We start from the raw sequence: 21,160 nt of genomic DNA, 5'->3' as shown, positions 1-21,160 counted from the left end.
GGAAACCTGCCATGAACAAACTCTATATTTCCGACGTGACCTTGCGCGACGGTTCGCATGCGGTGCGTCACCGCTATTCGCTGGAGCAGGTGCGCGCCATTGCCCGCGCGCTGGACGAAGCCCGTGTCGACTCCATCGAAGTGGCGCACGGCGACGGGCTGGAAGGCTCCAGCTTCAACTACGGCTTTGGCGCACACAGCGATGTGGCGTGGATTGCCGCCGCTGCCGAGTCGGTCAGCCACAGCAAGATTGCCACTTTGCTGCTGCCCGGCATTGCCACCGTGCATGCACTGCGCAATGCCTACGATGCCGGTGCCCGCGTGGTGCGCATTGCCACCCACTGCACCGAGGCCGACATCTCCAAACAGCATATCCAGTACGCCCGCGAGCTGGGCATGGACACCGTGGGCTTTCTGATGATGTCGCACATGACCAGCCCGCAGCACTTGGCTGCCCAGGCCAAGCTGATGGAAAGCTACGGCGCCACCTGCATTTACGTGGTGGATTCCGGCGGTGCCTTGCTGATGCAGGATGTGCGCGACCGCTTCCGTGCACTGCGCGATGTGCTGGACCCGGCCACCGCCACCGGCATTCATGCCCATCACAACCTGTCGCTGGGGGTGGCCAACTCCATCGTGGCGGTGGAGGAAGGCTGCCAGCGCATTGATGCCTCGCTGGCCGGACAAGGGGCCGGGGCGGGCAATGCGCCGCTGGAAGTATTCATCGCCGCCGCCGAGCGCCTGGGCTGGAACCACGGCTGCGACCTGATCCGCCTGATGGATGCGGCGGACGATATCGTGCGTCCCACCCAGGACCGCCCGGTACGGGTGGACCGCGAAACACTGGCGCTGGGTTATGCCGGGGTGTACTCCAGCTTCCTGCGTCACGCGGAAAAGGCAGCAGGGCAATACGGGCTGAAGACACTGGACATCCTGCTGGAAGTGGGCCGCCGCCGCATGGTGGGCGGGCAGGAGGACATGATTGTCGATGTGGCGCTGGACCTGCTGAAACAACAGGAGGTGCGCGCATGAGCATGCTGATTCAGGAAATGGCGCTCCAGCTGGATATCGCCACCCAGTGTCACGAAGCGACACCGCAGCTGAGTGCACAGCAGCCGTTTGACCTGGCGACGGCCTATCGCATCCAGCAGGCAGGCATCCGCCTGCGCCAGCAACGCGGCGAGCGCGTGGTGGGTCTGAAACTGGGCTTTACCAGCCGCGCCAAGATGATACAGATGGGCGTGGACGCGCTGATCTGGGGCGAACTGACCGATGCCATGCAACTGGCCGATGGCGGCACACTGGATCTGTCCAAACTGATTCACCCGCGGGTGGAGCCGGAAATCGCCTTCATCACCGCCATCGACATCGACCGTCCCCTGTCGCTGGCCGAAGCCGGGCTGGCCCTGGCCGGGGTGGCCCCGGCGCTGGAAGTCATCGACTCGCGCTATCGCGACTTCCGTTTCAGCCTGCAGGACGTGGTGGCCGACAACTGCTCTTCCGCCCGTTATGTGGTTGGCCCGCTCTGCGGGCCGCAGGCTGCACTGGATAACCTGGGCGTAGTGCTGCGCTTTGATGGCCGCCCGGTGCAGATAGGCAGCAGCGCCGCCATTCTGGGCCAGCCGCTGCGTGCGCTGGCGGAAATCTCCCGCCTGCTGCACCAGCAGGAGCGCGTGCTGCCAGCCGGTTCGCTGATTCTGGCCGGTGCCGCCACCGCGGCCGAGGCACTGCGCCCCGGCCTGCATGTCAGTGTGGAAGTGGCCGGTCTGGGCTGCTGCGCCTTCACCACCGGAGAGCGGCCATGAACAACACCCAGGCTACTGTCGTCAGCGGCAAGGCCACGCCGCGTGGCCGCTTTCCCCACCTGAAACGCGCGGGCGACCTGCTGTTTGTTTCCGGCACCAGCTCGCGCCTGCCCGACAACAGCATTGCCGGGGCCCAGGCCGATGCCATGGGCGCCACCCGGCTGGACATCGCGGTGCAAACCCGCTGCGTGATCGAGAACATCCGCGACATCCTGGCCACGGCGGATGCCAGCCTCGCCGATGTGGTGGAGATCTGCGCCTATCTGGTGGATATGAACGACTTTGCCGCATACAACGCGGTTTATGCCGAGTACTTCGATGAAAGCGGGCCCACCCGCACCACGGTGGCGGTGCATCAACTGCCGCACCCGCACCTGCGCATCGAAATCAAGGCCATTGCCTACAAGCCGCGCTAGACGGCCCGGCAGCACTTTTTGAGGAGAAACCACATGCAATTGCAATACGGAATGCCATTGAACCTGCTGGACTGGGCCGAACGCAACAAGGGTGAACTCAAGCCGCCCGTGTGCAATGCCGCCATCTGGCCGGACGGCAACTACATCATCAACATGGTGGGCGGGCCCAATACCCGTACCGATTTTCACGACAACCCGACCGAAGAAATCTTCTACCAGATCAAGGGCAATGCCTACATCAATGTGTGGGACCGGGGCCGCTTCGAACGTATTGACCTGCGCGAGGGCGATGTATTCCTGTTGCCTGCCCATGTCATTCATTCACCGCAGCGCCCGGAACCCGGCCTGTGCTTTCTGGTGGAGCAGCCACGCCCGCCAGGCGCACATGACAGCCTGCACTGGTATTGCCCGGTATGTGCCGGCGAAATCTGGCATATCTCCAAGCAGCTGGAGAGCCTGGTGGACGACCTGCCCAAGGCCTATCAGGCGTTTTACGCAATCGGAGAGGAAGGTCGGCGTTGCAAGCATTGCGGCACGGTACATCCGGGCAAGGACTACGCTGCCTGGCATGACATGCACCTGCGTGCGCAACACTAGAAAAGACGCATCATGATAGACATTCACTCGCATTTCTTTCCGCGCATCAGCCAGGCCGAAGCCGCCCGGCTGGACCCGCAGCGCGCCCCCTGGCTACAGACGCAGGGGGCGGAGGGGCAGATCATGGTGGGCGACCGGCCGTTTCGCCCGGTGTATGACGCGCTATGGGATGGCGCGCGCCGGCTGGAATTCCTGGACCGGCAGGGCATAGACATCCAGATCATGTGCGCCACCCCGGTGATGTTCGGCTACCACGCGCCCATCGAACGCGCGCTGCCCTGGGCACAGCTGATGAATGACCGGGCACTGGAAATGGCCGCCATTGCGCCCGAGCGGCTGAAGGTACTGGCCCAGGTGCCGTTGCAGGATGTTGACGCGGCCTGCCGCGAAGCCAGCCGGGCGCGCGACTGCGGCCATGTCGGCGTGCAGATTGGCAACCACGTTGGCCCGCTGGACCTGGATAACGCCGGTCTGCTCACCTTTCTTGCCCATTGTGCGGCAGAAAACATCCCGGTGCTGGTGCATCCCTGGGACATGATGGGCGGCGAGCAGCGCATGAAAAAATGGATGCTGCCCTGGCTGGTGGCCATGCCGGCGGAAACCCAGCTGGCCATCCTGTCGCTCATCCTGTCCGGTGCCTTCGAGCGTTTGCCGCGCAGCCTGAAAATCTGCTTTGCCCATGGCGGAGGCAGCTTTGCCTACCTGCTGGGACGGGTGGACAACGCCTGGGAACAGCGCGATATCGTGCGCGAAGATTGCCCCAACAAACCGTCCAGCTATGTCGACCGTTTTTATGTCGACTCCGCCATTTTTGATGCAGCGGCGCTGCGTTTGCTGGTGGATACCATGGGTAGCGAGCGGGTGATGCTGGGCTCCGATTCGCCCTTCCCGCTGGGTGAGCAGGAGGTGGGTTCGCTGATCCGCCATGCCGGACTGGGCGAGGGACAACAGCAGCAATTACTGGGTAGCAACGCTCGCCGGTTCTTCAATCTGGATTGAGTTGGCAAAGCTGGACGGCAGGGATCGGGCCATACCGCCATCCGGCGACAGCCGGTCCCTGCCTTTCATAAACTTGGCTTCCCTTTCCTCCCGTAGAATGGATGTCCGTGATGAAAATCGACCTGATGTTTCCCGATCTGGCCAGCCGTGCCGTGCAATACAACGCCCGCGCCTCGGTAGCGGATTTTGACGCCTGCATGGCCAATTACGCCCGCCTGGCCCGGCAGGCCAAGGCAGAGGTAGCTGGTATTTATGACCTGCCTTATGGCATGGGCAAGGCCGAGCGGCTGGACGTGTTCCCTGCCTGCGCGCAACCCGCGCCGCTGTTTGTCTTCATCCACGGTGGCTATTGGCATTCGCAAAGCAAGGAGGACGCCTGCGGCATGGCCGGTGTGCTGCACCAGCATGGCATTGCGCTGGCCACGGTGGAATACACCCTGCTGCCCGAGGCCACGCTGGCAGAGGCGGTGCGCGAAGTGCGCAGCGCCATTGCCTGGCTGTACCGGCATGCCGCCCAGTACGGCATTGACCCGCAGCGTATTCATGTCGGTGGCAGTTCTGCCGGCGGGCATCTGGTGGGCATGCTGTTTGCCCCGGACTGGCAGCAGGATTACGGCCTGCCGGCCGATGTGATCAAGGGCGTGCTGGCACTGAGCGGCCTGTATGACATCCGCCCGCTGTGTGACATCTACGTCAACGACTGGCTGCGCTTGTACCCCGATCAGGCCGCACGGCTCAGCCCGCTGCTTTGCCTGCCCACGGCCGCACAGGCGGGCAAGCTGGTGTTGAGTGTAGGCGGCAAGGAAACCGACGGTTTCCGGCATCAGACGCTGGCTTATCATCAGGCCGCAAGCGCACAGGGGCTGGAGGTGACGCTGGTGGAGGACAGTCACAACAACCATTTTTCCCTGCTTGATGAACTGGCTGTTGCCGACAGCCCGTTGAGCCTTGCCTTGTTGCGCATGATAGGGGTTTAGGCCGCAGGTGCTATCAGCGCATGCAGCCCGCCCCAGGCAATTTGCAGGCCGACGGCAAAAATCAGGAAGGCCATGAAGCGGTTGATCATGTTTTCCGATGCCGTCCCCAGCCGCGCCACCAGCTGCCCGGCATTCAGATAGCACAGGTATATCAGCACGCTCATGGCGGCCATGCCGATGATCAGCCCGCTGGTGCTCAGTGCCGAGCGGACATAGCTTTCGTTGTAACTGTGCGCGCTGAGGGTGAGCACCACCGAGATGGTGCCCGGCCCCACGGTGAGGGGAAAGGACAGCGGGTAGAACAGGTCATTTTCCACACTGCTGGCTTGCCCGGCATCCACTGCTGCCGATTCCGCGCTATTGGCCGACTTGTCCTGGCTGCTGGCCGTGCTGCTGAGCGATGTCCAGCCCATCTTGCAAATCATGATGCCGCCGGCCAGCTTCACCACCGGAATCGACAGGCCGAACAGCATCAGGATCCAGCGTCCCATGAACAAGGCGGCAATCACCGTCAGCATGGCGTACCAGGCAATCTTGCGGATGGCCTGTTTGCGCTCATCCAGCGGCAGATGGCGGAAATAAGGGTTGACGATGAAGGCGGTGCCTATCGGGTCCACCACCGGAAACAAGGTGATGAAACCGACAAAGGCGGCGTGCAGCACGGTATTGAAATCATCCAGCAAGGCAATCATGACAGGCATCCGGGAGGGTGATTGCAGGGTTTGCCATGCAACTTGGCAGGGCGTGTCGCCACGGTTTTGCGACGCTAGCACGGGCCTGTCGGCGGCCTCAATGTGCTACCCGGCTTGATCTGCGCATTCCGATACCATCTTGGGAAACTTCCCGGCCCCACTTGATTGCCCGGCCAGGCAGCACAACACGGGTGTGCACAGGAAAACGGGGTGAAATGCCGCCGGGGATTCCGTATCATGCAGCTTTGCCGCCAGCCTGTTGCCGGGCGGCACCATCCCTGTCATCAAGGCCTGTCATGTCCCTCACCCGGCAAATCCCCCGCGAAGAAATCAAGACCATGCCGCTGTTTCCGGCGCTGACCCCGGAGCAGGTATGCATGCTGGACAGCCCGGCAGCCCTGGCCGCTGCCATGCCTGCGCTGCTGGCGGCTCCGGTGCTGGGTTTTGATACCGAATCCAAACCCACCTTCCGCAAGGGCGAGGAGTCGGACGGCCCGCACCTGATCCAGCTGGCAGACAGCCAGTGCGCCTGGCTGGTGCCGGTGGTGAAGGGCGTGCTGCCGGAGGAAATCAAAACCTTGCTGGCCGACCCGGCCCGTCCGCTGGTGGGTTTCGACCTGGTATCCGACCGCGCCCTGCTGAAAAGCCGCTTGGGCGTGGAATGTGGCGGGCTGATCGACCTGGGTAATCTGCTGCCCTCGGACGATGCCCGCATCACCGTGGGCGCGGTGCAGGCGGTAGCGCGCTTGTTTGGCCAGTACTTCCGCAAGTCGAAAAAGCTGTCCACCACCAACTGGTCGCGCCTGCCCTTGAGCCCGGCCCAGCAGGCCTATGCCGGTAACGACGCCTGGGTGGCGCTGCGGGTGTATCAGGAACTGCAAGCCCGTGGCCTGTTACAGGAAACCACGGCATGAGCGACTGGACGCGCGACTTTGCCATTCTGGATGCGCTGGACGAAGCCAGCCGCACCCAGTTGCTGGCGCACAGCCATGCCATGCAGGCGCCGGCCGGCACGGTGCTGTTTCGTGAAGGCAGTCCCTGTCAGGCCTATCTGTTTTTGCAGGAAGGGCAGATCCGGGTACAGAAAGTGGGCGAAAACGGCCGCGAAATCACCCTGTACCGGGTGGAAAGCGGGCAGACCTGCATTGTCACCACCGCCTGCCTGATGAGCGGTAACGACTACGATGCCGAAGGGGTGGCGGAAACAGCCATCCAGGCCCAGGCGCTGCCGATTCCGGCATTTCGCCAATTGCTGGCCGACTCCGCCAGCTTCCGCGACTTCGTATTCCGCGCCTATGGCAGCCGCATTGCCGATTTGCTGTTGCTGATCGAGGAAGTCAGCTTTGGCCGTATCGACCAGCGCCTGGCCGCCTGCCTGTTGCAGCGTGCCCGTGGCCAGGCCGCACTGAGCACCACCCATCAGGAACTGGCGGCAGAGCTGGGCAGCGCGCGCGAGGTGATCAGCCGTCAGCTCAAGGAATTCGAGCGCCGTGGCTGGATCCGCCTTGGCCGTGGCCAGTTGCAGTTGCTGGATGCTGGCGCCTTGCAGCAGCTCGCCGGCAAATAGGCTGTGGTATTTAGCGCTGCGAACAAAACCTCGTAGCGAACCCGTGCCAAGGCGGCGCAACGCTGGAGCGGGGGTTTTGTTAGCGGCTCTTGTGGCTGGCCGCGCCGCTGTGTGACCTAGTCACTGAAGCGGGCTGCCGCAAGTCCTAATATCTCCTCATCGCCATCCCGCATGGCCCTGAACCGAGGAGAACACTATGTCCCCGAATGTAGGCGGCATCGACCGCATCCTGCGCATCGTGATTGGTATTGCCCTGATCGTCGCCACCGTGGCCGGCCTGCTGCCGGTATGGGGCTGGATTGGCGTGGTGCCGCTGGCTACCGGGCTGATTGGCTGGTGTCCGGCGTATCTGCCCTTCGGCATCAAGACCTGCAAGCTGAAATAGGCGCGGCTGGCAAAATCCCTGCTGCTGCGTTGCGCCTCCTTGCCGTACCCGGTGTACTGTCTGCGTCGGCGCGCCTTGCCCCAGGGGCGCTGCGCTATTTTGTCAGCCGCGCCTGGGTATGCTCGCAAAACCGTGCTGCTGCATTGCGCCGTTGTCAGCAGCAGGCGCAGACCTGCCCGAATGGCCGTAGCCGGTGGCATGGTGTAGCCTGACAGCCTTGTTTTCACCGGGTCTGCCCATGTCTGCCACACCACCTGCCCGTCCGCTATTGCAACGCATCAGCCCCTTGCTGGGGCTGCTGCCCTTTCTGCGTCCCTACCGTCATCGCGCCTGGCTGGCCCTGCTGGCGCTCACCGTGGCCGCCGTCTCCACGCTGGTGTTGCCCATGGCCTTCCGCGTGCTGATCGACCAGGGTTTTTCCAGCCGTAATGCCGGTCACATCAACCAGTATTTCCTGATGCTGTTTGGCGTGGCCGTGGTGCTGGCGCTGGCCACCGCCGGGCGTTTTTACCTGGTGTCCTGGCTGGGCGAGAGGGTGACAGCGGACGTGCGCAGCGCGGTGTACCGCCACGTCATCAGCATGAGCCCGCAGTATTTCGAAACCACCCAGACCGGCGAAGTGTTGTCGCGCCTCACCACCGACACCACGCTGGTGCAGACGGTAATCGGCACCAGCCTGTCCATGGGCCTGCGCAATGTGCTGCTGATGCTGGGCGGGCTGGTGATGCTGGCCATGACCAGCCCCAGCCTCACCGGCTACATTCTGGTGACGCTGTTGCTGGTAGTGCTGCCCATCGTGCTGTTTGGCCGCCGTGTGCGGGCGCTGTCCAAATCCAGTCAGGACCGCATTGCCGATTCCAGCGCCATGGCTGGTGAGGTACTGAACGCCATTCCCACCGTGCAGGCCTTCAACCAGCAGGCGGCGGAAGCCAGCCGCTTTGTCGGCTCGGTGGAGCTGAGCTTTGCCACCGCGCTGGCGCGCATCCGCGCCCGTTCGCTGCTGACGGTGGCGGTGATCATGCTGATCTTCGGTGCCATCGTGTTCGTGCTGTGGCTGGGCGCGCAGCAAGTGCTGGCCGGGCAGATGAGCGGCGGCCTGCTGGCGCAGTTCATCCTGTACGCGGTGGTGACTGCCGGAGCAATTGGTGCGGTGGCCGAGGTATGGGGCGATGTGCAACGCGCCGCCGGGGCTACCGAGCGGCTGATGGAGCTGCTGCAACTGGCCTCTCCCGTCACCGAACCACAGCACCCGCACGCCTTGCCGACGGCAGGTCGGCTGCGTTTGCAGCAGGTCAGCTTTGCCTACCCCTCCCGGCCGGAACAGCCCTCGCTCAGCCAGATTGATCTGGAACTGGCTCCCGGCGAGCACGTGGCGCTGGTTGGGCCGTCCGGTGCGGGCAAGTCCACGCTGTTCCAGCTGTTGCTGCGTTTTTACGACCCGCAACAGGGGCAGATTTCCCTGGGCGGCATCGACATCCGCCAACTGGCGCTGGCCGATTTGCGCCAGCACATTGGCGTGGTGCTGCAGGATTCGGTGATTTTTGGCAGCAGCGCGCTGGAGAACATCCGCTACGGCAGGCCGGATGCCACGGATGAAGAAGTCTACGCCGCGGCCCGCGCGGCGGCGGCGCACGACTTCATCCAGGCCCTGCCGCAAGGCTATGCCACTTATCTGGGCGAGCGCGGCGTGCGCCTGTCCGGTGGCCAGCGCCAGCGTATTGCCATTGCCCGCGCCATCCTGAAAAACCCGCCCATCCTGCTGCTGGACGAAGCCACCAGCGCGCTGGATGCCGAATCCGAACAGCTGGTGCAAGGCGCGCTGGAGCGTGCCGCCGCCAACCGCACCACGCTGGTGATTGCCCACCGGTTGGCCACGGTGAAAGAGGCCGACCGCATCGTGGTGCTGGAAGGCGGGCGCATCGTGGCGCAGGGGCGGCATGAGGAACTGCTGCACAGCTCGCCCTTGTATGCGCGGCTGGCGGCCCTGCAGTTTGCTGCCGCTTCAGCCGGCGAGTGACAGGCCTCGCTGGCGGAAGCGCTGGTGTTCCTCTGCCGGAACCAGCGCGCCGCCAGTGGTCCACACCACATGGCTGGCCCCTGCCAGCTGCTGTTGCAGGCCGTGCGCTGCCAGATAAGCCTGCCCGGCCGTGCTATTGCATAGCCAGTCGGGGCCACGCACCGCCGCTGCAGCGGATGGCTCCAGCGCCAGCTGGCAGTTGTCCTCCACCTGCAAACGCAGGCGGAACAGATCGTCATCACCAACGGTAAACACCCCGCTCAATTCGGCCCGCATCAGGGGTGCCACCAAGGGCGAAGCCAGGCCTACCGCCAGCCCGTCGGCCTCGGTGCGGTTATCCAGGCCGATGTCGTACACCGAGAGCGGCGCATCGCCACCACTGGCCAGTTGCACCAGCATGCAGGGCGAGGCCACCGGTTCGGCAAAAAAACAATGTACATGCGGGCCGAACAACAGCTTCAGGCCATGGGCGATGCCGCCCGGCGCGCCACCCACCCCGCAAGGCAGGTAGACAAACAGCGGGTGGGCCGCATCCACCACTGCGCCCTGCGCCGCCAGCTGTGCGGCCAGTGGAGCCGCCGCGGCGGCATAGCCCAGCAGCAGCGGCAGCGAGTGTTCGTCATCAACAAAATAACTGTTCGGGTCGGCCTCGGCAGTGGCACGGCCCGCCGCCACGGCGGCGGCATAGTCACCGGCATGTTCCACCACCGTCACCCCACGCTGGCGCAGCCGCGCCTTTTTCCATTCCTTGGCCTCCACCGACATATGCACCACGGCCTGAAAGCCCAGCGCCGCTGCCATGATGCCGATGCTCAGGCCCAGATTGCCGGTGCTGCCCACCACCACCCGGTGGCTGGCAAACAAGCTGCGCGCCGCTGCCCCTGCCAGCAGGCGGCGGTCGTCCTCCGGCTGTATTACGCCGTGCTGCAAGGCCAGCGCCTCGGCATGGGCCAGCACCTCGTGAAAACCGCCACGCGCCTTGATGGAACCGGCCACCGGCAGCGCATGGTCACCCTTCAGCCAGCACCGCCCCTGCACGCCGTGGTATTCCGGCAGGGCGTACAGCGCGCTGGCATCGTGCAAGGCGGATTCGATCTGCCCCTGTGTGGCGGCCAGCTCGGGAAACAGCATGGCCAGCAGACCGGCACTGCGCTGCAACCGCGCCGCCGCCGCACCCACCTGTTCCGCCGTGGGGGCGTTGGCAGGCAGGGTGCTGCCCAAGCGGGGGTTCAGCCACAGCAGGGCTTGCTTTGACTGTAGGGCAGCTAATAGGCTGGCAGGCAGGGTGGCGGGCATGGCGTGTCTTCCAGGTGAATGTGCAGACTGCATTCTAGAGCGCCACTGCTGCCAAAAAACAGCGATACTTGCTGCTGAATCCATTAGTGGAGCTTATGCCAATGCTGGATGCTTCCATCCTGGCCCACCTGCGTTGTTTTGACGTGGCGGCCCGCCTGCTCAGCTTCACCGCCGCTGCCGGTCAGCTGCACCTGACCCAGAGCGCGGTCAGCCAGCAAATCCGCCAGCTGGAACAACGGCTGGGCTACCCGCTGTTCGTGCGTCAGCACCGCCGCCTGCAACTCACCACCCAGGGCCAGACGCTCCACCGCACCGTCAGCAGCGCCTTGCAAGACATCGACGCCACTTTGCAGCAGTTGGCGGAGCAGGACAGCGTAGTGCAAATCAGCTGTGCACCGTCCTTTGCGCTGGACTGGCTGATGCCGCGCCTGAGCGCCTTCCAGCAGCAATACCCGGCCATTCAGGTTCGCTTGCGCGCCGAATTCCAGCGCATGAGCCGGCAGGACATGCTGGCTGGCGGAGTGGATATCAGCATCCGCTACGACCCGGACGAGATGGCCGATCTGCCCGGTATTCCCCTGCTGGATGAAGTGCTGCTGCCGGTGGCCAGCCCGGACTGGCTCTCTGCCCATCCCGACCCTGCCCACACCGGCAGCTCACTGACGCGCCTGCATGACAGCGCCGCCTGGGATGGCGCGCCGCCATTTGCCGAATGGGACTGCTGGCAGCAAGGCGCGGCAGAGGAATTCCGCTTTGCCCCCGCGCCATGGCAGGAGCGGGAATACAATCTGGCCAGCCTGTCGCTGGCGGCAGCCTGTCAGGGGCAGGGCGTGGCCATGGCGCGTGCCGCCCAGGTGCTGGAACTGCTGCAGCAAGGGCGCTTGCAACAGGTACTCCCTGCCACGGTGGCCGCACCCGCACGTTATGTGTTGCGCTGCCTGCACCCGGAAGACCGCCGGGTACAGCTGTTCAGCCAGTGGCTGCAGCAGGCCTGCCAGCAGTTTGTGCGTCAGCGCCAGCAGCTGCTGGGGGTGTGAACGGGGAGACGGGCAGGGTAAAACTGGCCCGCCACCGCGCTTTGCACTACATTGATTTTTCCTGTTTTCACCACCCGCCATCATGAAGCAGCCATCAACACCGGACAGTCAGGGTTTTCTGCCCGCCACCCATCAGGTGGTGCTGCGCTATCACCTGGCGTGGAAGCAGCGGCGGCTGGAGGACATCCTGGCGCTGTACCATCCCGACATTGCCTATCACGACTTCCTGCAAAACCGGGTATTCCACCACGGCCAGCTGCGCGATTACGTGTTGTCCTCCCTGCCGCAGGGTGAGGCGGAGCGGCTGGAACATATCGACCGCATCCGGGTGGATGGCGATACCGCCTTCATCCAGTACCAGCTGGTGCTGCAAGGCGGCAAGGGGCTGGTGTGCTTTCACAGCAGCGAGGCCATCACCGTGCGTGACGGGCTGATCTGGCAGGTGCGCGAATACGCCACTCTGCAACAAGGGCCGCAGGGACAAGGCCGCCCGGCCAGCCAGCAGCCCTTGCAAAAGCTGGGCCTGTCGGCACGCCAGCTGGGACGCATGGCGGATGAACTGCATGGCTATTTCCGGCAGGCCCGGCCCTATCTGCAGGCCGACTGCAATCTGGCCGCCGTGGCGGCGGCCACCGGTTACAGCCGCAACCAGCTGTCCTATCTGCTCAACCAGGTGCTGGGGCAAAGCTTTTACGGCTATGTGAACCAGGCGCGGCTACAGCATGTGCTGGACCACCTGCCCGCCAGCGGCAAGATACGCATGGACGAACTGGCCTTTGCCGCCGGTTTCAACTCGCTGTCGGTGTTCTACCGCTGCTTCCGCCAGCATACCGGCCTGTCACCCGCGGCCTGGCTGCGCCGATTTCCGCGCGGGCACGCAGCGACGACAGGCGCCGACCCCGCTGCATAAGCTAGGCGCCATCAATAACGGGAGAACCGACGATGGCCGCCAGCCCCCCTATCAGCCTGTGGATGGAACAACTGGGTGACAGCCTGTCACCGCGCCCGGCGCTTGCTGGCGATATCGAAGCCGATGTGGCCATTGTCGGGGCCGGTTATACCGGGCTGTGGACTGCCTATTACCTGAAGCAGCAACTGCCGGCGCTGCGCGTGGTGGTGCTGGAAGCTGAGATTGCCGGCTTTGGCGCCTCCGGCCGCAATGGTGGCTGGGTGATTGGCGAAGTGCTGGGCGAGGACCGCTTGCTGGCCGGGCTGAACCCGGAAGCTCGCGCCCACAGCCGCGCCCTGCTGCACGACATTCCGGATGAAGTGGGCCGGGTGATCGCCCGCGAAGGCATTGATTGCCATTACCGCAAGGGCGGCGTGCTGTATTGCGCCGCGCGCTACCCGGAACAGGAAGCCCGGCTGCGCCAGCAACTGGCGGACTGGCGTGCCCACGGCCATGGCGAGGACGATTACCGCTGGCTGGATGTCGCCCAGCTGAACCAGCAACTGCGGCTGGCCACCCCGTATGGCGCTGTGTATTCGCCGCATGTGGCCACCATTCAGCCCGCCCGGCTGGTACGTGGCCTGGCGGACTGTGTAGAGCGGCTGGGTGTGCAGATTTACGAGCAATCCCGCGTCACCCACTGGCAGCCCGGCGTACTGCACACCGCGCAAGGCCGGGTGCAGGCGCGCTGGCTGGTACCGGCGGTGGAAGGCTATGCCGCCACACTGCCACCCTTCGGCCAATACCAGTTGCCGGTACAAAGCCTGATCATCGCCACCGAACCCTTGTCCGACGCGCTGTGGGAGGAAATTGGCCTGCGTCACGGCGAAGCCTTCAGCGAAAACAGCCGCCAGGTCAGCTATGGCCAGCGCACCCGCGACAACCGGCTGGTATTCGGTGCCCGTGGTGGTTACCGCTTTGGTGGCAAGCTGCGCCAGGACTTTACCCTGACCACAGACGAAATCGCCCTGCGCCGCCAGTTGATGGTGGAGCTGTTCCCCATGCTGGACAAGGCGGGCATCAGCCATGGCTGGGGTGGCAATCTGGGCGTGGCGCGGCGCTTTCAGCCGCATATGGTGTGTGATGCCAGCCAGGGCCTGGCCTGGGCCGGTGGCTATGGTGGCGAAGGCGTGGGGGCCAGCAATCTGGCGGGCCGCACCCTGGCCGACCTGATGCTGGGGCGCGACAGCCTGCTTACCCGCCAGCCCTGGGTGCGCCAGCCCGGCAGCCTTAGCCGCTGGGAACCTGAGCCATTGCGCTGGCTGGGCTACAACGCCATCATCAACAGCTTTGTGCGTGAAGACCGCACGCTGAACAATCCGTCCAGCGCACCGTGGCGACGCCACCTGGCCATGCGCGTGGCCAGCTGTATGGAAGGGCTGATGCAGTAAGCGCCGCAGGGACGCCAGGCTATTTTGTCAGCCGCGCTAAGAGCCGCTAACAATACCTCGTAGAGCACCCGAGTCAAGGCGCGCCGACGAAGACAGTACAGTGAGTACGGCAAGTCGGCGCAACGCAGAATCGGGGGTTTTGTGAGCGGGTCTAAGCCCGTTTTATCGATTTCCCTATCTACCACCGGAGCACACCATGTCGATTACCCATTTGCCGGACAGCCAGCACACCATTTTATCCACCCCCACCCCGGTGGCCGTGCCACTGAGCGAGCCGCTGTCCACCGTGGCGGTACATGCCGTGGAACGGCCGGACGGGGTGGAAGCCGGGGTGTGGGAGTGCACGCCGGGACGCTGGCGGCGGCAGATCATGCAGGCCGAGTTCTGCCATTTTGTGCAGGGGCGCTGCCGCTTCATTCCAGATGAGGGCAGCCCAATTGACATTGCCGCTGGCGATGCCCTGTACTTCCCGGCCAATAGCAGCGGGGTGTGGGAAGTCAGCGAAACGGTGCGCAAAACCTATGTACTGTTACCGGACTGACGGCTAGGGCTGCGCACCTTTCAGCTGTCATGACGACTGCCTAGACGGGGCAGGAGGCTTGTCCTAAACTGGGTGCTGTCTTTTGCTGGCTGCCGCCTGGCAGCACAAGTTGCCGCCATGAGTGTCGTTGCCAACCTGCTTGCCGCCATGCGTATCCGCTGGCGGGTGCGTATTCCCGCTGCCCTGTGGCCGGAGTTCGAGCATTACATCCAGCGTCAGCACCGCCCCTTTTTGCTGCTGACCAATATTGTTGCGGCCTTCGCTTTCTTTTCCTATGTGCTGGCCGATGCGCTGCTGATTCCGGACATGGCGTCCGCTTCCCTGCTGGTGCGCAGCGTGCTGCTGCTGATTGCGCTGTTCAATATCTGGCTGGTGTTCGGCCGCAGCCGCAATGTGCTGCTGATGGACCAGCTGATGCCGGTGCACGACCTGATTGCCACCCTGGCCTGGTTCGAGCTGCTCAAGCGCAGCCACTCGCCGGACGTGCCCACCTTTCTGTATGCCTCGCTCATTTTCATCGTGTTTGCCAACCTGGGCGTACGGGTGTCGTTCAAGGGCGCGGTGGTCAGCTCGCTGGCCATTTCGCTGGCCATCATCAGTAATGTGGCGCTGATGAATCCACACAACAGCAAGCCGCTGCTGGTGTTCTCGCTGGTGTATCTGCCGGTGCTGCTGTTTTGCCTGTTCATGAGCTGGAACACGACCACCAGCGTGCGGCTGGCGTTTTATGCCGCGCAGGAACAGCGGCGGCGCAAGCACGAACTGTCCTTGCTCAACCAGCGCCTGCACACGCTGGCCTCCACCGATGCGCTCACCCGGGTGGGCAATCGCCGGGCCTTTGATGTGCAGCTGGAGGAGTTCTGGCTGCAAATGCGCCAGCATGGCCGCCCCTTTGCCCTGCTGCTGGTGGATATTGATTATTTCAAACCGTATAACGACCACTACGGCCACCAGGCGGGCGACCATATCCTGGCCGATGTGGCCAGCGCCATGGTCAGCTGCCTGCGCAGCGGTCAGGCCCGCGCCTTCCGCTATGGTGGCGAGGAGTTTGCCATCCTGCTGCAAAGCGGTAGCCAGGATGAGCTACAGCACATTGCCCAGCGGCTGTTGCAACAGGTGGCAGCACTGGAAGTGACCCACCAGTACCGGCCGGATGGTTTGCAGCATCTCACCATCAGCCTGGGTGCCGCCGTGTCCAGCATTGCCGGCTTGCAACAGGCGAGCGACCTGCTGGCCTGCTGCGACCGCATGCTGTACCGCGCCAAGCAGCTGGGGCGCAATCAGGCGCAACTGGCCGACACCTCCGAGGCCTGGCAGGCCGAATCAATCCCGGTTTGAACGCTGCAACACGGCGTGCAGCAGCACATTGGCCCCCCGGTTCACCGCTTCCGGGCTGACGTTTTCCGCTTCGTGGTGGCTGATGCCCTGATGGCAGGGAATGAACAGCATGGCGCTGGGGCATTGCGCAGCCAGATGAATGGCATCGTGACCGGCACCGCTCACCATGTCCTGCTGGCGGTAGCCCCACTGCCTGCCAGCCTCACGCAAGGCTGCCACACAGCTGTCATCAAAATGCACCGCCGGGCTGTACCAGCGCTGGCGCAGGGTAAGCCCGATACCGCGCGCCCGGGCAATGGCATGCAGGCTTTCGCTACAGCAGCTGCGCAGCGCATGCATGCTGTCTTCGTCCGGGTGACGCAGGTCGATGCTGAAGCTTAACTGGCCGGGTACGCTGTTGCGTGCTGCCCGCGCAATCTGCAATTGCCCCACTGTCACCATGCCGCCGGGTTGAAAGTCCGTCGCCAGCCGTTCCAGCTGGCACACCATGGACGCCGCGGCAAACAGTGCATCCTTGCGCAAGGCCATGGGGGTGGTGCCGGCATGGGCGGCCTGCCCCTCCAGCGTGGCATCCAGCCAGCAAATGGCCTGGCTGCCGGTGACCACGCCAATGTCCAGCCCGGCCTGTTCCAGAATGGGCCCTTGCTCGATATGCAGTTCGAAATAGGCATCCAGCGCCCGCCCCAGCGGCAGGCTGCCACTATGGCCGGACAGGGCGGTACCCAGGCTGACGCCGTACATGTCCTCCACCACCTGGGCGCTGGCCAGTGGCAGCAGACCGGCAAACACGGCGGAACCCAGCATGGCCGGTGCAAAGCGGCTGCCTTGCTGATTGGTCCACACCACAATCTCCAGCGGCCTTTCGGTGGTCATGCAGGCATCGTTCAGGCTGCGGACCACCTCCAGCGCGGCCAGTACGCCCACGCTGCCATCAAACCGCCCACCGTCTGGCGGGCTGTCCAGATGGCTGCCCATCACCACCGGTGCCGCCTGCGGGTTCCGCCCTTCGCGCCGGGCAAACAGATTGCCGATGGCATCGCTATCCACGCTCATTCCCGCCTGATGACACCAGTCGGCAAGCTGGGCACGCGCGGCAAAGTCCTCGGCCGACAAGGCCAGCCGCTGCACACCGCCATTGGCAGTGGCACCTATCGTTGCCATGGTCATCAGGCTGTCCCATAAGCGCGGGCCGTTGACATGCAGCATGGCGGATCTCCTGTCGAAAGCGGGCAAGGTTCTGCGCGCGTCTTGCGCTGCGGCCGTGGGCGTGCCGCCGATGGACAGCGGCTAACTACGGCAACAGGCAGGACGCGCTTCAGGGTAGAGCCTGCTATCACAGCAGGGTGGCAGGGACAGTTCCATCACTGATGCTGGAATGTATTGCGGACTTGTCTGGTTATGCTGCCGGAAGCTTGCGGTGGGCGCAGGCCTGCTGCGCACCCGGCACTGGTTTGGCAAGGACATGCCGCCGGGCGGCAAAGATTGCCAGCAGGCGGAAAAAATGGGCGTAAAGAAATGTAAAGAACTGATTATAAAGAATAAATTTGCAGAAATAACGCTGGCATCAAAATTGCAAAGGCAGCAGCCATCGCCACCATTTACCGTTTATCAGGAGCACACCATGGCCATGCCGATTTCCCCGGTCAGCAATTACAACAGCTATGCCCCCAAAACCAATAGCACCAATCGCCAGACCCCGCCTGCCACTCCGGCCGCCACCAGCCCGGCGGACGATCAGCCTAAAAACCAGGGTGGCACCCTGGGTTCGATGATCAATACCAAGGCCTGACTCCCTGCGGTGCCAGGCCTGTGTCAGGCACCCTATACCTGATAACGCGCCAGGATATCTGCCTGCATGCGGGCCAGCTGGTCCAGCTGTGCCGCACTTTGCGCGGTGTTCTGCGCGGCGGCGCTGGCTTCTTCCGATGCCTGGGCCGTGCGCTCCACCATGGCGGCAATATTATTGCTGGCCTCGCCCTGCTGCTGAATGGCGGCGGCTACTGCATCGCTACCCTGCACGGCGGACCCAGCCAGTTGGCCGATACGGCGCATCGCATCTGCTGCCTGGTCGGCACGGGTGACGCCCACCTTCACCAGCTCCTCTGCCTTTTGCATTTGCATGGTGGCATGGCTGGCATTGCCCAGCATGGCTTCAATGGTGGAGGAAATTTCCTGGGTGGATTTGGTGGTGCGCTCCGCCAGCTTGCGCACTTCGTCGGCCACCACTGCAAAGCCGCGGCCTTGTTCGCCAGCGCGTGCGGCCTCGATGGCGGCATTGAGCGCCAGCAGATTGGTCTGGTCGGCAATGTCGCGAATCACGTTGATGACCGTGGCCACCTCGCCGCTATGGGTTTCCATTTCATGAATGCTGCCGGCAGACACCGTCACCACCTGCGAAATCTGGTGAATGTCGCGGATGGTCTGTTCGATGATGCTGCTGCTTTCCACCACCAGCTCCTGGGACGATTTGGCACCAGCGCTTTGCTCCACCGACTGCGCGGCAACGTGGTTGATGCTGACCGTCATCTGCTCGATGGTGGCGGCAATATTGGCTGATGCTTCGCTTTGCGCACCGGCAGCCATGGACACCTCACCCGCAGTTTGTGACAGCTCCTGCGCCGCATGCTTTACCTGGCGCGAACCATCACCCAGCTGGCGCATGGCCCCTTGCAGGCTTTCCAGCAGGCGGTTGAAGGCACTGGCGGTACGGCCGATTTCATCCTGGCTGTCTGCCTTGGCGCGCAGGCGGAAATCCTGCTTGCTGCTGACCTGCTCGATGGTGTTTTCAATATTGCTCAGCCCGTTGCGGATATTGCGGTACAGCAAGGTGGCCAGCACGCTGGTGAGTACCACGGCCAGCACCATCAGGGTGATGGCCACGGTCAGCACCTGATTGAAGGTGTGGTCGTTGTCCGCAGCCAGCTGGTCCGCCTGCTGGTAATTGAATTTGGAATGGGCTTGCACCGCTTCCATCAACTGCACGGCGGTGCTGGAAAAGTCACCGTTGATGAGGGCGGAAGCCTGCTCGGTCTGGTTGCTGCGCGACAGTGCCAGGATGCGGCTACGCCCCTCGCGGTATTGCGTCATCATGGTTTTTTCCGCCTCCAGCAACTGGCGGTCTTCGGCGCTGGCCCTCTCATTGATGTGGTAATCGTTCATCTGCTTGTCAAAGCGCTGGTCGGCATCTGCCAGATTCTTTTCCGCCGTTGCTTTCTGCTCGGCGCTATTGGCCAGCACATGGCGCAGGGTATTGGCCCGGATGTCGGCCACGGCACGCAAGGTGCTTTGCATCACGCGCAGATTGGGCAGCGTTTCGCCCTGTACATAGGCAAAGCGCTGCTGGGCGGCATGCAGCTCCTTGATGGCATAGCCTCCCACCAGCAACATGCAGGCCAGGGCAATGGCTAAAGTCAGCAACAATTTTTTGGTAATCGTCATGGTGAACCCCGAAATGAATGATGTTTCACTGCCGCTTCAGATAATGCACAACTCGACACGCAATACTAAAAGCTTTTAGCGTCGTTACTAGTAGCCAGAAAAACTTACTTTATGCCATGTGCGTTGCAGATGAAATTAATGCAAGTAGCATGGCCGGCAACTGTGGCATGCATGCCAAAGCGGTGGAACTGTCCCGCCATGACTATAACAGAACGCTTATTCTGCATCGCCGGTTTACTACTGCAATTGTTTAATATCAGATTTTTTAAATATTTACCTGGCACAGCCAGTCCGGTTTGCCACGGCTTCCAGCAGCATACCTTTTTGTACTACATTGGCATGTTTTGCCCGCGAGCATCGTTCCATCATGGCCAAACCGGGGAGATAAATGGTTTTGAGCCAGGCGTTGTCCGCCGGGTCGTTTGCAGAATTGTTGCAGTCGCACATGGCAAAACCATGCTGACAACCATGGATAACACTGCATGCAGCAGCAGGGCGGCCATACCCTGTCATATTCCCCATCCAATCGCCCAGAATCAGGAGAACACCGTGTCCATGACTCAACAACTGCGCCCAGCCTGTATGGTGCTGGCCGTCGCCGGCATGCTGTCCGCCACTGCCCACGCGGCAGACGAACAGGTGGTCAAGATCGGCCTGACCGGGCCCTTGAGCGGCCCGCAAGCCGCCACCGGCAAGGATGATGAAAATGGTGCCCGCATGGCACTGGATATCGTCAATGCACAGGGCCTGATCATTGCGGGCAAGAAAACCCGCTTTGAATTAATGTCGGAAGACGACAGTGCCGACCCGCGCACCGGCATGACCGTGGCCCAGCGCTTTGTCGATGCCAATGTCAATGCCGTGCTGGGGCCGTACAACTCCGGCGTGGCTATTCCCATTTCCAAACTGCTGAATGACGCCCAGATCGTCATGGCCACCGTGGCGTCCAACCCCAAGGTCACGCTCAACGGCTATCCCTATGTATTCCGCATCGGCAACACCGACAGCCAGTCCGGCACCCGCATGGCCGCCTTTGCCGCGAAAAACCTCAAGGTGAAAAAATTTGCCGTGATCGACGACCGCACGGCATATGGCCAGGGCCTGGCCGACGAATTTGAAAAGGCTGCCAAGGCTAATGGCATCCAGATCGCCGCCCGTGAATTCACCACCGACAAGGCCACCGAATTCACCGGCATTCTCACCAAAATCAAAGGCCTGAGAGTGGATGGCGTATTCTATGCCGGCTACCATGCCCAGGGCGGCCCCTTACGCAAACAGATGGCCCAGTTGGGCATGGACAACTACCTGCTGGGTGGCGACGGTATCTGTAATGAAGAAATGATCAAGCTGGGTGGCAAGGCGGTGGACGACAAGGTTTACTGCCCGCAAGGCGGCCCGGTGCTGGACCAGAGCAGCAGCGGCAAAACCTTCAAGGCAGCCTACAAGAAGCGCTTCAATACCGACCCGCTCACCTATGCCGCCTCCATGTACGATGGCGTGTTCCTGCTGGCCAAAGCCATGCAGAAAGCCAACTCCATCGACCCGAAAAAGTACAAGCCGGCACTGGCAGGCATCAAATACAGTGGAGTGGCAGGCAGCTACGAATTTGACGACAAGCACGACCTGAAAAACTCCCCCATCAGTGTATATGCCTTCCGCAACGGTCAGCTGATTGCCCTGCCCTGAGTCACTCAATGTACGCCATGCAGTAAACCA

General features: G+C 63.0%; 21 protein-coding genes. 17 read left to right on the top strand and 4 right to left on the bottom strand.

What is annotated here, in order from left to right; genetic code table 11:
* Positions 1-11: 11 nt before the first annotated feature.
* The 6 genes from dmpG to DKK66_RS07175 all read left to right on the top strand — a co-directional run bounded on the left by dmpG (position 12) and on the right by DKK66_RS07175 (position 4,793).
* Positions 12-1,031: a 4-hydroxy-2-oxovalerate aldolase gene (dmpG, locus tag DKK66_RS07200; protein WP_045848424.1), complete on the top strand. Its 1,020-nt coding sequence runs from the start codon at positions 12-14 to the stop codon at positions 1,029-1,031.
* Positions 1,028-1,804 carry a 2-keto-4-pentenoate hydratase gene (locus DKK66_RS07195; RefSeq protein WP_131356681.1) on the top strand — a complete coding sequence of 259 codons (777 nt, stop codon included), beginning with the start codon at positions 1,028-1,030 and terminating at the stop codon, positions 1,802-1,804. The genes dmpG and DKK66_RS07195 overlap by 4 nt, the downstream gene beginning before the upstream one ends.
* On the top strand, positions 1,801-2,220 hold the full coding sequence (locus DKK66_RS07190; RefSeq protein ID WP_131356678.1) for a RidA family protein: 420 nt from the start codon (positions 1,801-1,803) through the stop codon (positions 2,218-2,220). The genes DKK66_RS07195 and DKK66_RS07190 overlap by 4 nt, the downstream gene beginning before the upstream one ends.
* A 33-nt stretch (positions 2,221-2,253) precedes the next feature.
* Positions 2,254-2,817, top strand: a complete 564-nt coding sequence (nbaC, locus tag DKK66_RS07185; RefSeq protein ID WP_062790515.1) for a 3-hydroxyanthranilate 3,4-dioxygenase — start codon at positions 2,254-2,256, stop codon at positions 2,815-2,817.
* A 12-nt stretch (positions 2,818-2,829) separates the two neighbouring features.
* Positions 2,830-3,816 carry an amidohydrolase family protein gene (locus DKK66_RS07180; RefSeq protein ID WP_207389861.1) on the top strand — a complete coding sequence of 329 codons (987 nt, stop codon included), beginning with the start codon at positions 2,830-2,832 and terminating at the stop codon, positions 3,814-3,816.
* 110 nt (positions 3,817-3,926) lie between these two features.
* Positions 3,927-4,793 (top strand): alpha/beta hydrolase, encoded by an 867-nt coding sequence (locus DKK66_RS07175; RefSeq protein WP_131356672.1) that lies wholly within the window; start codon positions 3,927-3,929, stop codon positions 4,791-4,793.
* Here the strand turns inward: DKK66_RS07175 and DKK66_RS07170 are convergent.
* Positions 4,790-5,485, bottom strand: coding sequence for a MarC family protein (locus tag DKK66_RS07170; protein WP_165494120.1), 696 nt, complete (start codon positions 5,483-5,485; stop codon positions 4,790-4,792). The two genes, DKK66_RS07175 and DKK66_RS07170, sit on opposite strands and share 4 nt — an antisense overlap.
* 296 nt (positions 5,486-5,781) lie before the next feature.
* On the opposite strand from DKK66_RS07170, the gene DKK66_RS07165 reads away from it, so the two are divergent.
* From DKK66_RS07165 to DKK66_RS07150, 4 genes are all read left to right on the top strand, one after another.
* Entirely contained in the window at positions 5,782-6,399 is a 618-nt protein-coding gene (locus DKK66_RS07165) for a 3'-5' exonuclease (RefSeq protein WP_165494119.1), read from the top strand.
* Positions 6,396-7,052, top strand: a complete 657-nt coding sequence (locus DKK66_RS07160; RefSeq protein WP_131356658.1) for a Crp/Fnr family transcriptional regulator — start codon at positions 6,396-6,398, stop codon at positions 7,050-7,052. The genes DKK66_RS07165 and DKK66_RS07160 overlap by 4 nt, the downstream gene beginning before the upstream one ends.
* 196 nt (positions 7,053-7,248) lie before the next feature.
* A complete protein-coding gene (locus tag DKK66_RS07155) occupies positions 7,249-7,437 on the top strand; it encodes a DUF2892 domain-containing protein (RefSeq protein WP_045848416.1) in 189 nt (62 codons plus the stop codon).
* A 238-nt stretch (positions 7,438-7,675) separates the two neighbouring features.
* Positions 7,676-9,454, top strand: coding sequence for an ABC transporter transmembrane domain-containing protein (locus tag DKK66_RS07150; RefSeq protein ID WP_045848415.1), 1,779 nt, complete (start codon positions 7,676-7,678; stop codon positions 9,452-9,454).
* Here DKK66_RS07150 and DKK66_RS07145 read toward each other — a convergent pair.
* A complete protein-coding gene (locus tag DKK66_RS07145) occupies positions 9,440-10,750 on the bottom strand; it encodes a D-serine ammonia-lyase (RefSeq protein ID WP_207389860.1) in 1,311 nt (436 codons plus the stop codon). The two genes, DKK66_RS07150 and DKK66_RS07145, sit on opposite strands and share 15 nt — an antisense overlap.
* A 101-nt stretch (positions 10,751-10,851) precedes the next feature.
* Here DKK66_RS07145 and DKK66_RS07140 point away from each other — a divergent pair, with 101 nt between their 5' ends.
* The 5 genes from DKK66_RS07140 to DKK66_RS07120 all read left to right on the top strand — a co-directional run bounded on the left by DKK66_RS07140 (position 10,852) and on the right by DKK66_RS07120 (position 16,006).
* Positions 10,852-11,787, top strand: coding sequence for a LysR family transcriptional regulator (locus tag DKK66_RS07140; RefSeq protein ID WP_131356652.1), 936 nt, complete (start codon positions 10,852-10,854; stop codon positions 11,785-11,787).
* An 82-nt stretch (positions 11,788-11,869) separates the two neighbouring features.
* A complete protein-coding gene (locus DKK66_RS07135) occupies positions 11,870-12,697 on the top strand; it encodes a nuclear transport factor 2 family protein (protein WP_131356649.1) in 828 nt (275 codons plus the stop codon).
* A 32-nt stretch (positions 12,698-12,729) separates the two neighbouring features.
* Positions 12,730-14,127 (top strand): FAD-binding oxidoreductase, encoded by a 1,398-nt coding sequence (locus DKK66_RS07130; protein WP_131356647.1) that lies wholly within the window; start codon positions 12,730-12,732, stop codon positions 14,125-14,127.
* Positions 14,128-14,323: 196 nt separating this feature from the next.
* Positions 14,324-14,668, top strand: a complete 345-nt coding sequence (locus tag DKK66_RS07125; protein ID WP_131356645.1) for a cupin domain-containing protein — start codon at positions 14,324-14,326, stop codon at positions 14,666-14,668.
* Positions 14,669-14,785: 117 nt separating this feature from the next.
* Positions 14,786-16,006 carry a diguanylate cyclase gene (locus DKK66_RS07120; RefSeq protein ID WP_207389859.1) on the top strand — a complete coding sequence of 407 codons (1,221 nt, stop codon included), beginning with the start codon at positions 14,786-14,788 and terminating at the stop codon, positions 16,004-16,006.
* On the opposite strand, the gene DKK66_RS07115 is transcribed toward DKK66_RS07120, so the two are convergent.
* Positions 15,992-17,212: a Zn-dependent hydrolase gene (locus DKK66_RS07115; RefSeq protein WP_131356642.1), complete on the bottom strand. Its 1,221-nt coding sequence runs from the start codon at positions 17,210-17,212 to the stop codon at positions 15,992-15,994. The two genes, DKK66_RS07120 and DKK66_RS07115, sit on opposite strands and share 15 nt — an antisense overlap.
* A gap of 415 nt (positions 17,213-17,627) precedes the next feature.
* Between DKK66_RS07115 and DKK66_RS20130 the strand changes: the two genes are divergently transcribed.
* Positions 17,628-17,795 carry a hypothetical protein gene (locus tag DKK66_RS20130; protein ID WP_165494118.1) on the top strand — a complete coding sequence of 56 codons (168 nt, stop codon included), beginning with the start codon at positions 17,628-17,630 and terminating at the stop codon, positions 17,793-17,795.
* Positions 17,796-17,827: 32 nt separating this feature from the next.
* Here the strand turns inward: DKK66_RS20130 and DKK66_RS07110 are convergent, their stop codons facing one another.
* Positions 17,828-19,444: a methyl-accepting chemotaxis protein gene (locus tag DKK66_RS07110; RefSeq protein ID WP_131356640.1), complete on the bottom strand. Its 1,617-nt coding sequence runs from the start codon at positions 19,442-19,444 to the stop codon at positions 17,828-17,830.
* A 555-nt stretch (positions 19,445-19,999) separates the two neighbouring features.
* On the opposite strand from DKK66_RS07110, the gene DKK66_RS07105 reads away from it, so the two are divergent.
* On the top strand, positions 20,000-21,130 hold the full coding sequence (locus DKK66_RS07105; protein WP_131356637.1) for a branched-chain amino acid ABC transporter substrate-binding protein: 1,131 nt from the start codon (positions 20,000-20,002) through the stop codon (positions 21,128-21,130).
* Positions 21,131-21,160 lie beyond the last annotated feature (30 nt).

The organism is Aquitalea sp. USM4, from assembly GCF_004328945.1.
GTDB classification, from domain to species: Bacteria; Pseudomonadota; Gammaproteobacteria; order Burkholderiales; family Chromobacteriaceae; genus Aquitalea; species Aquitalea pelogenes.
Note: the sequence above shows the minus strand (reverse complement) of the source record. Positions and strands in the feature narration are given on the sequence as shown.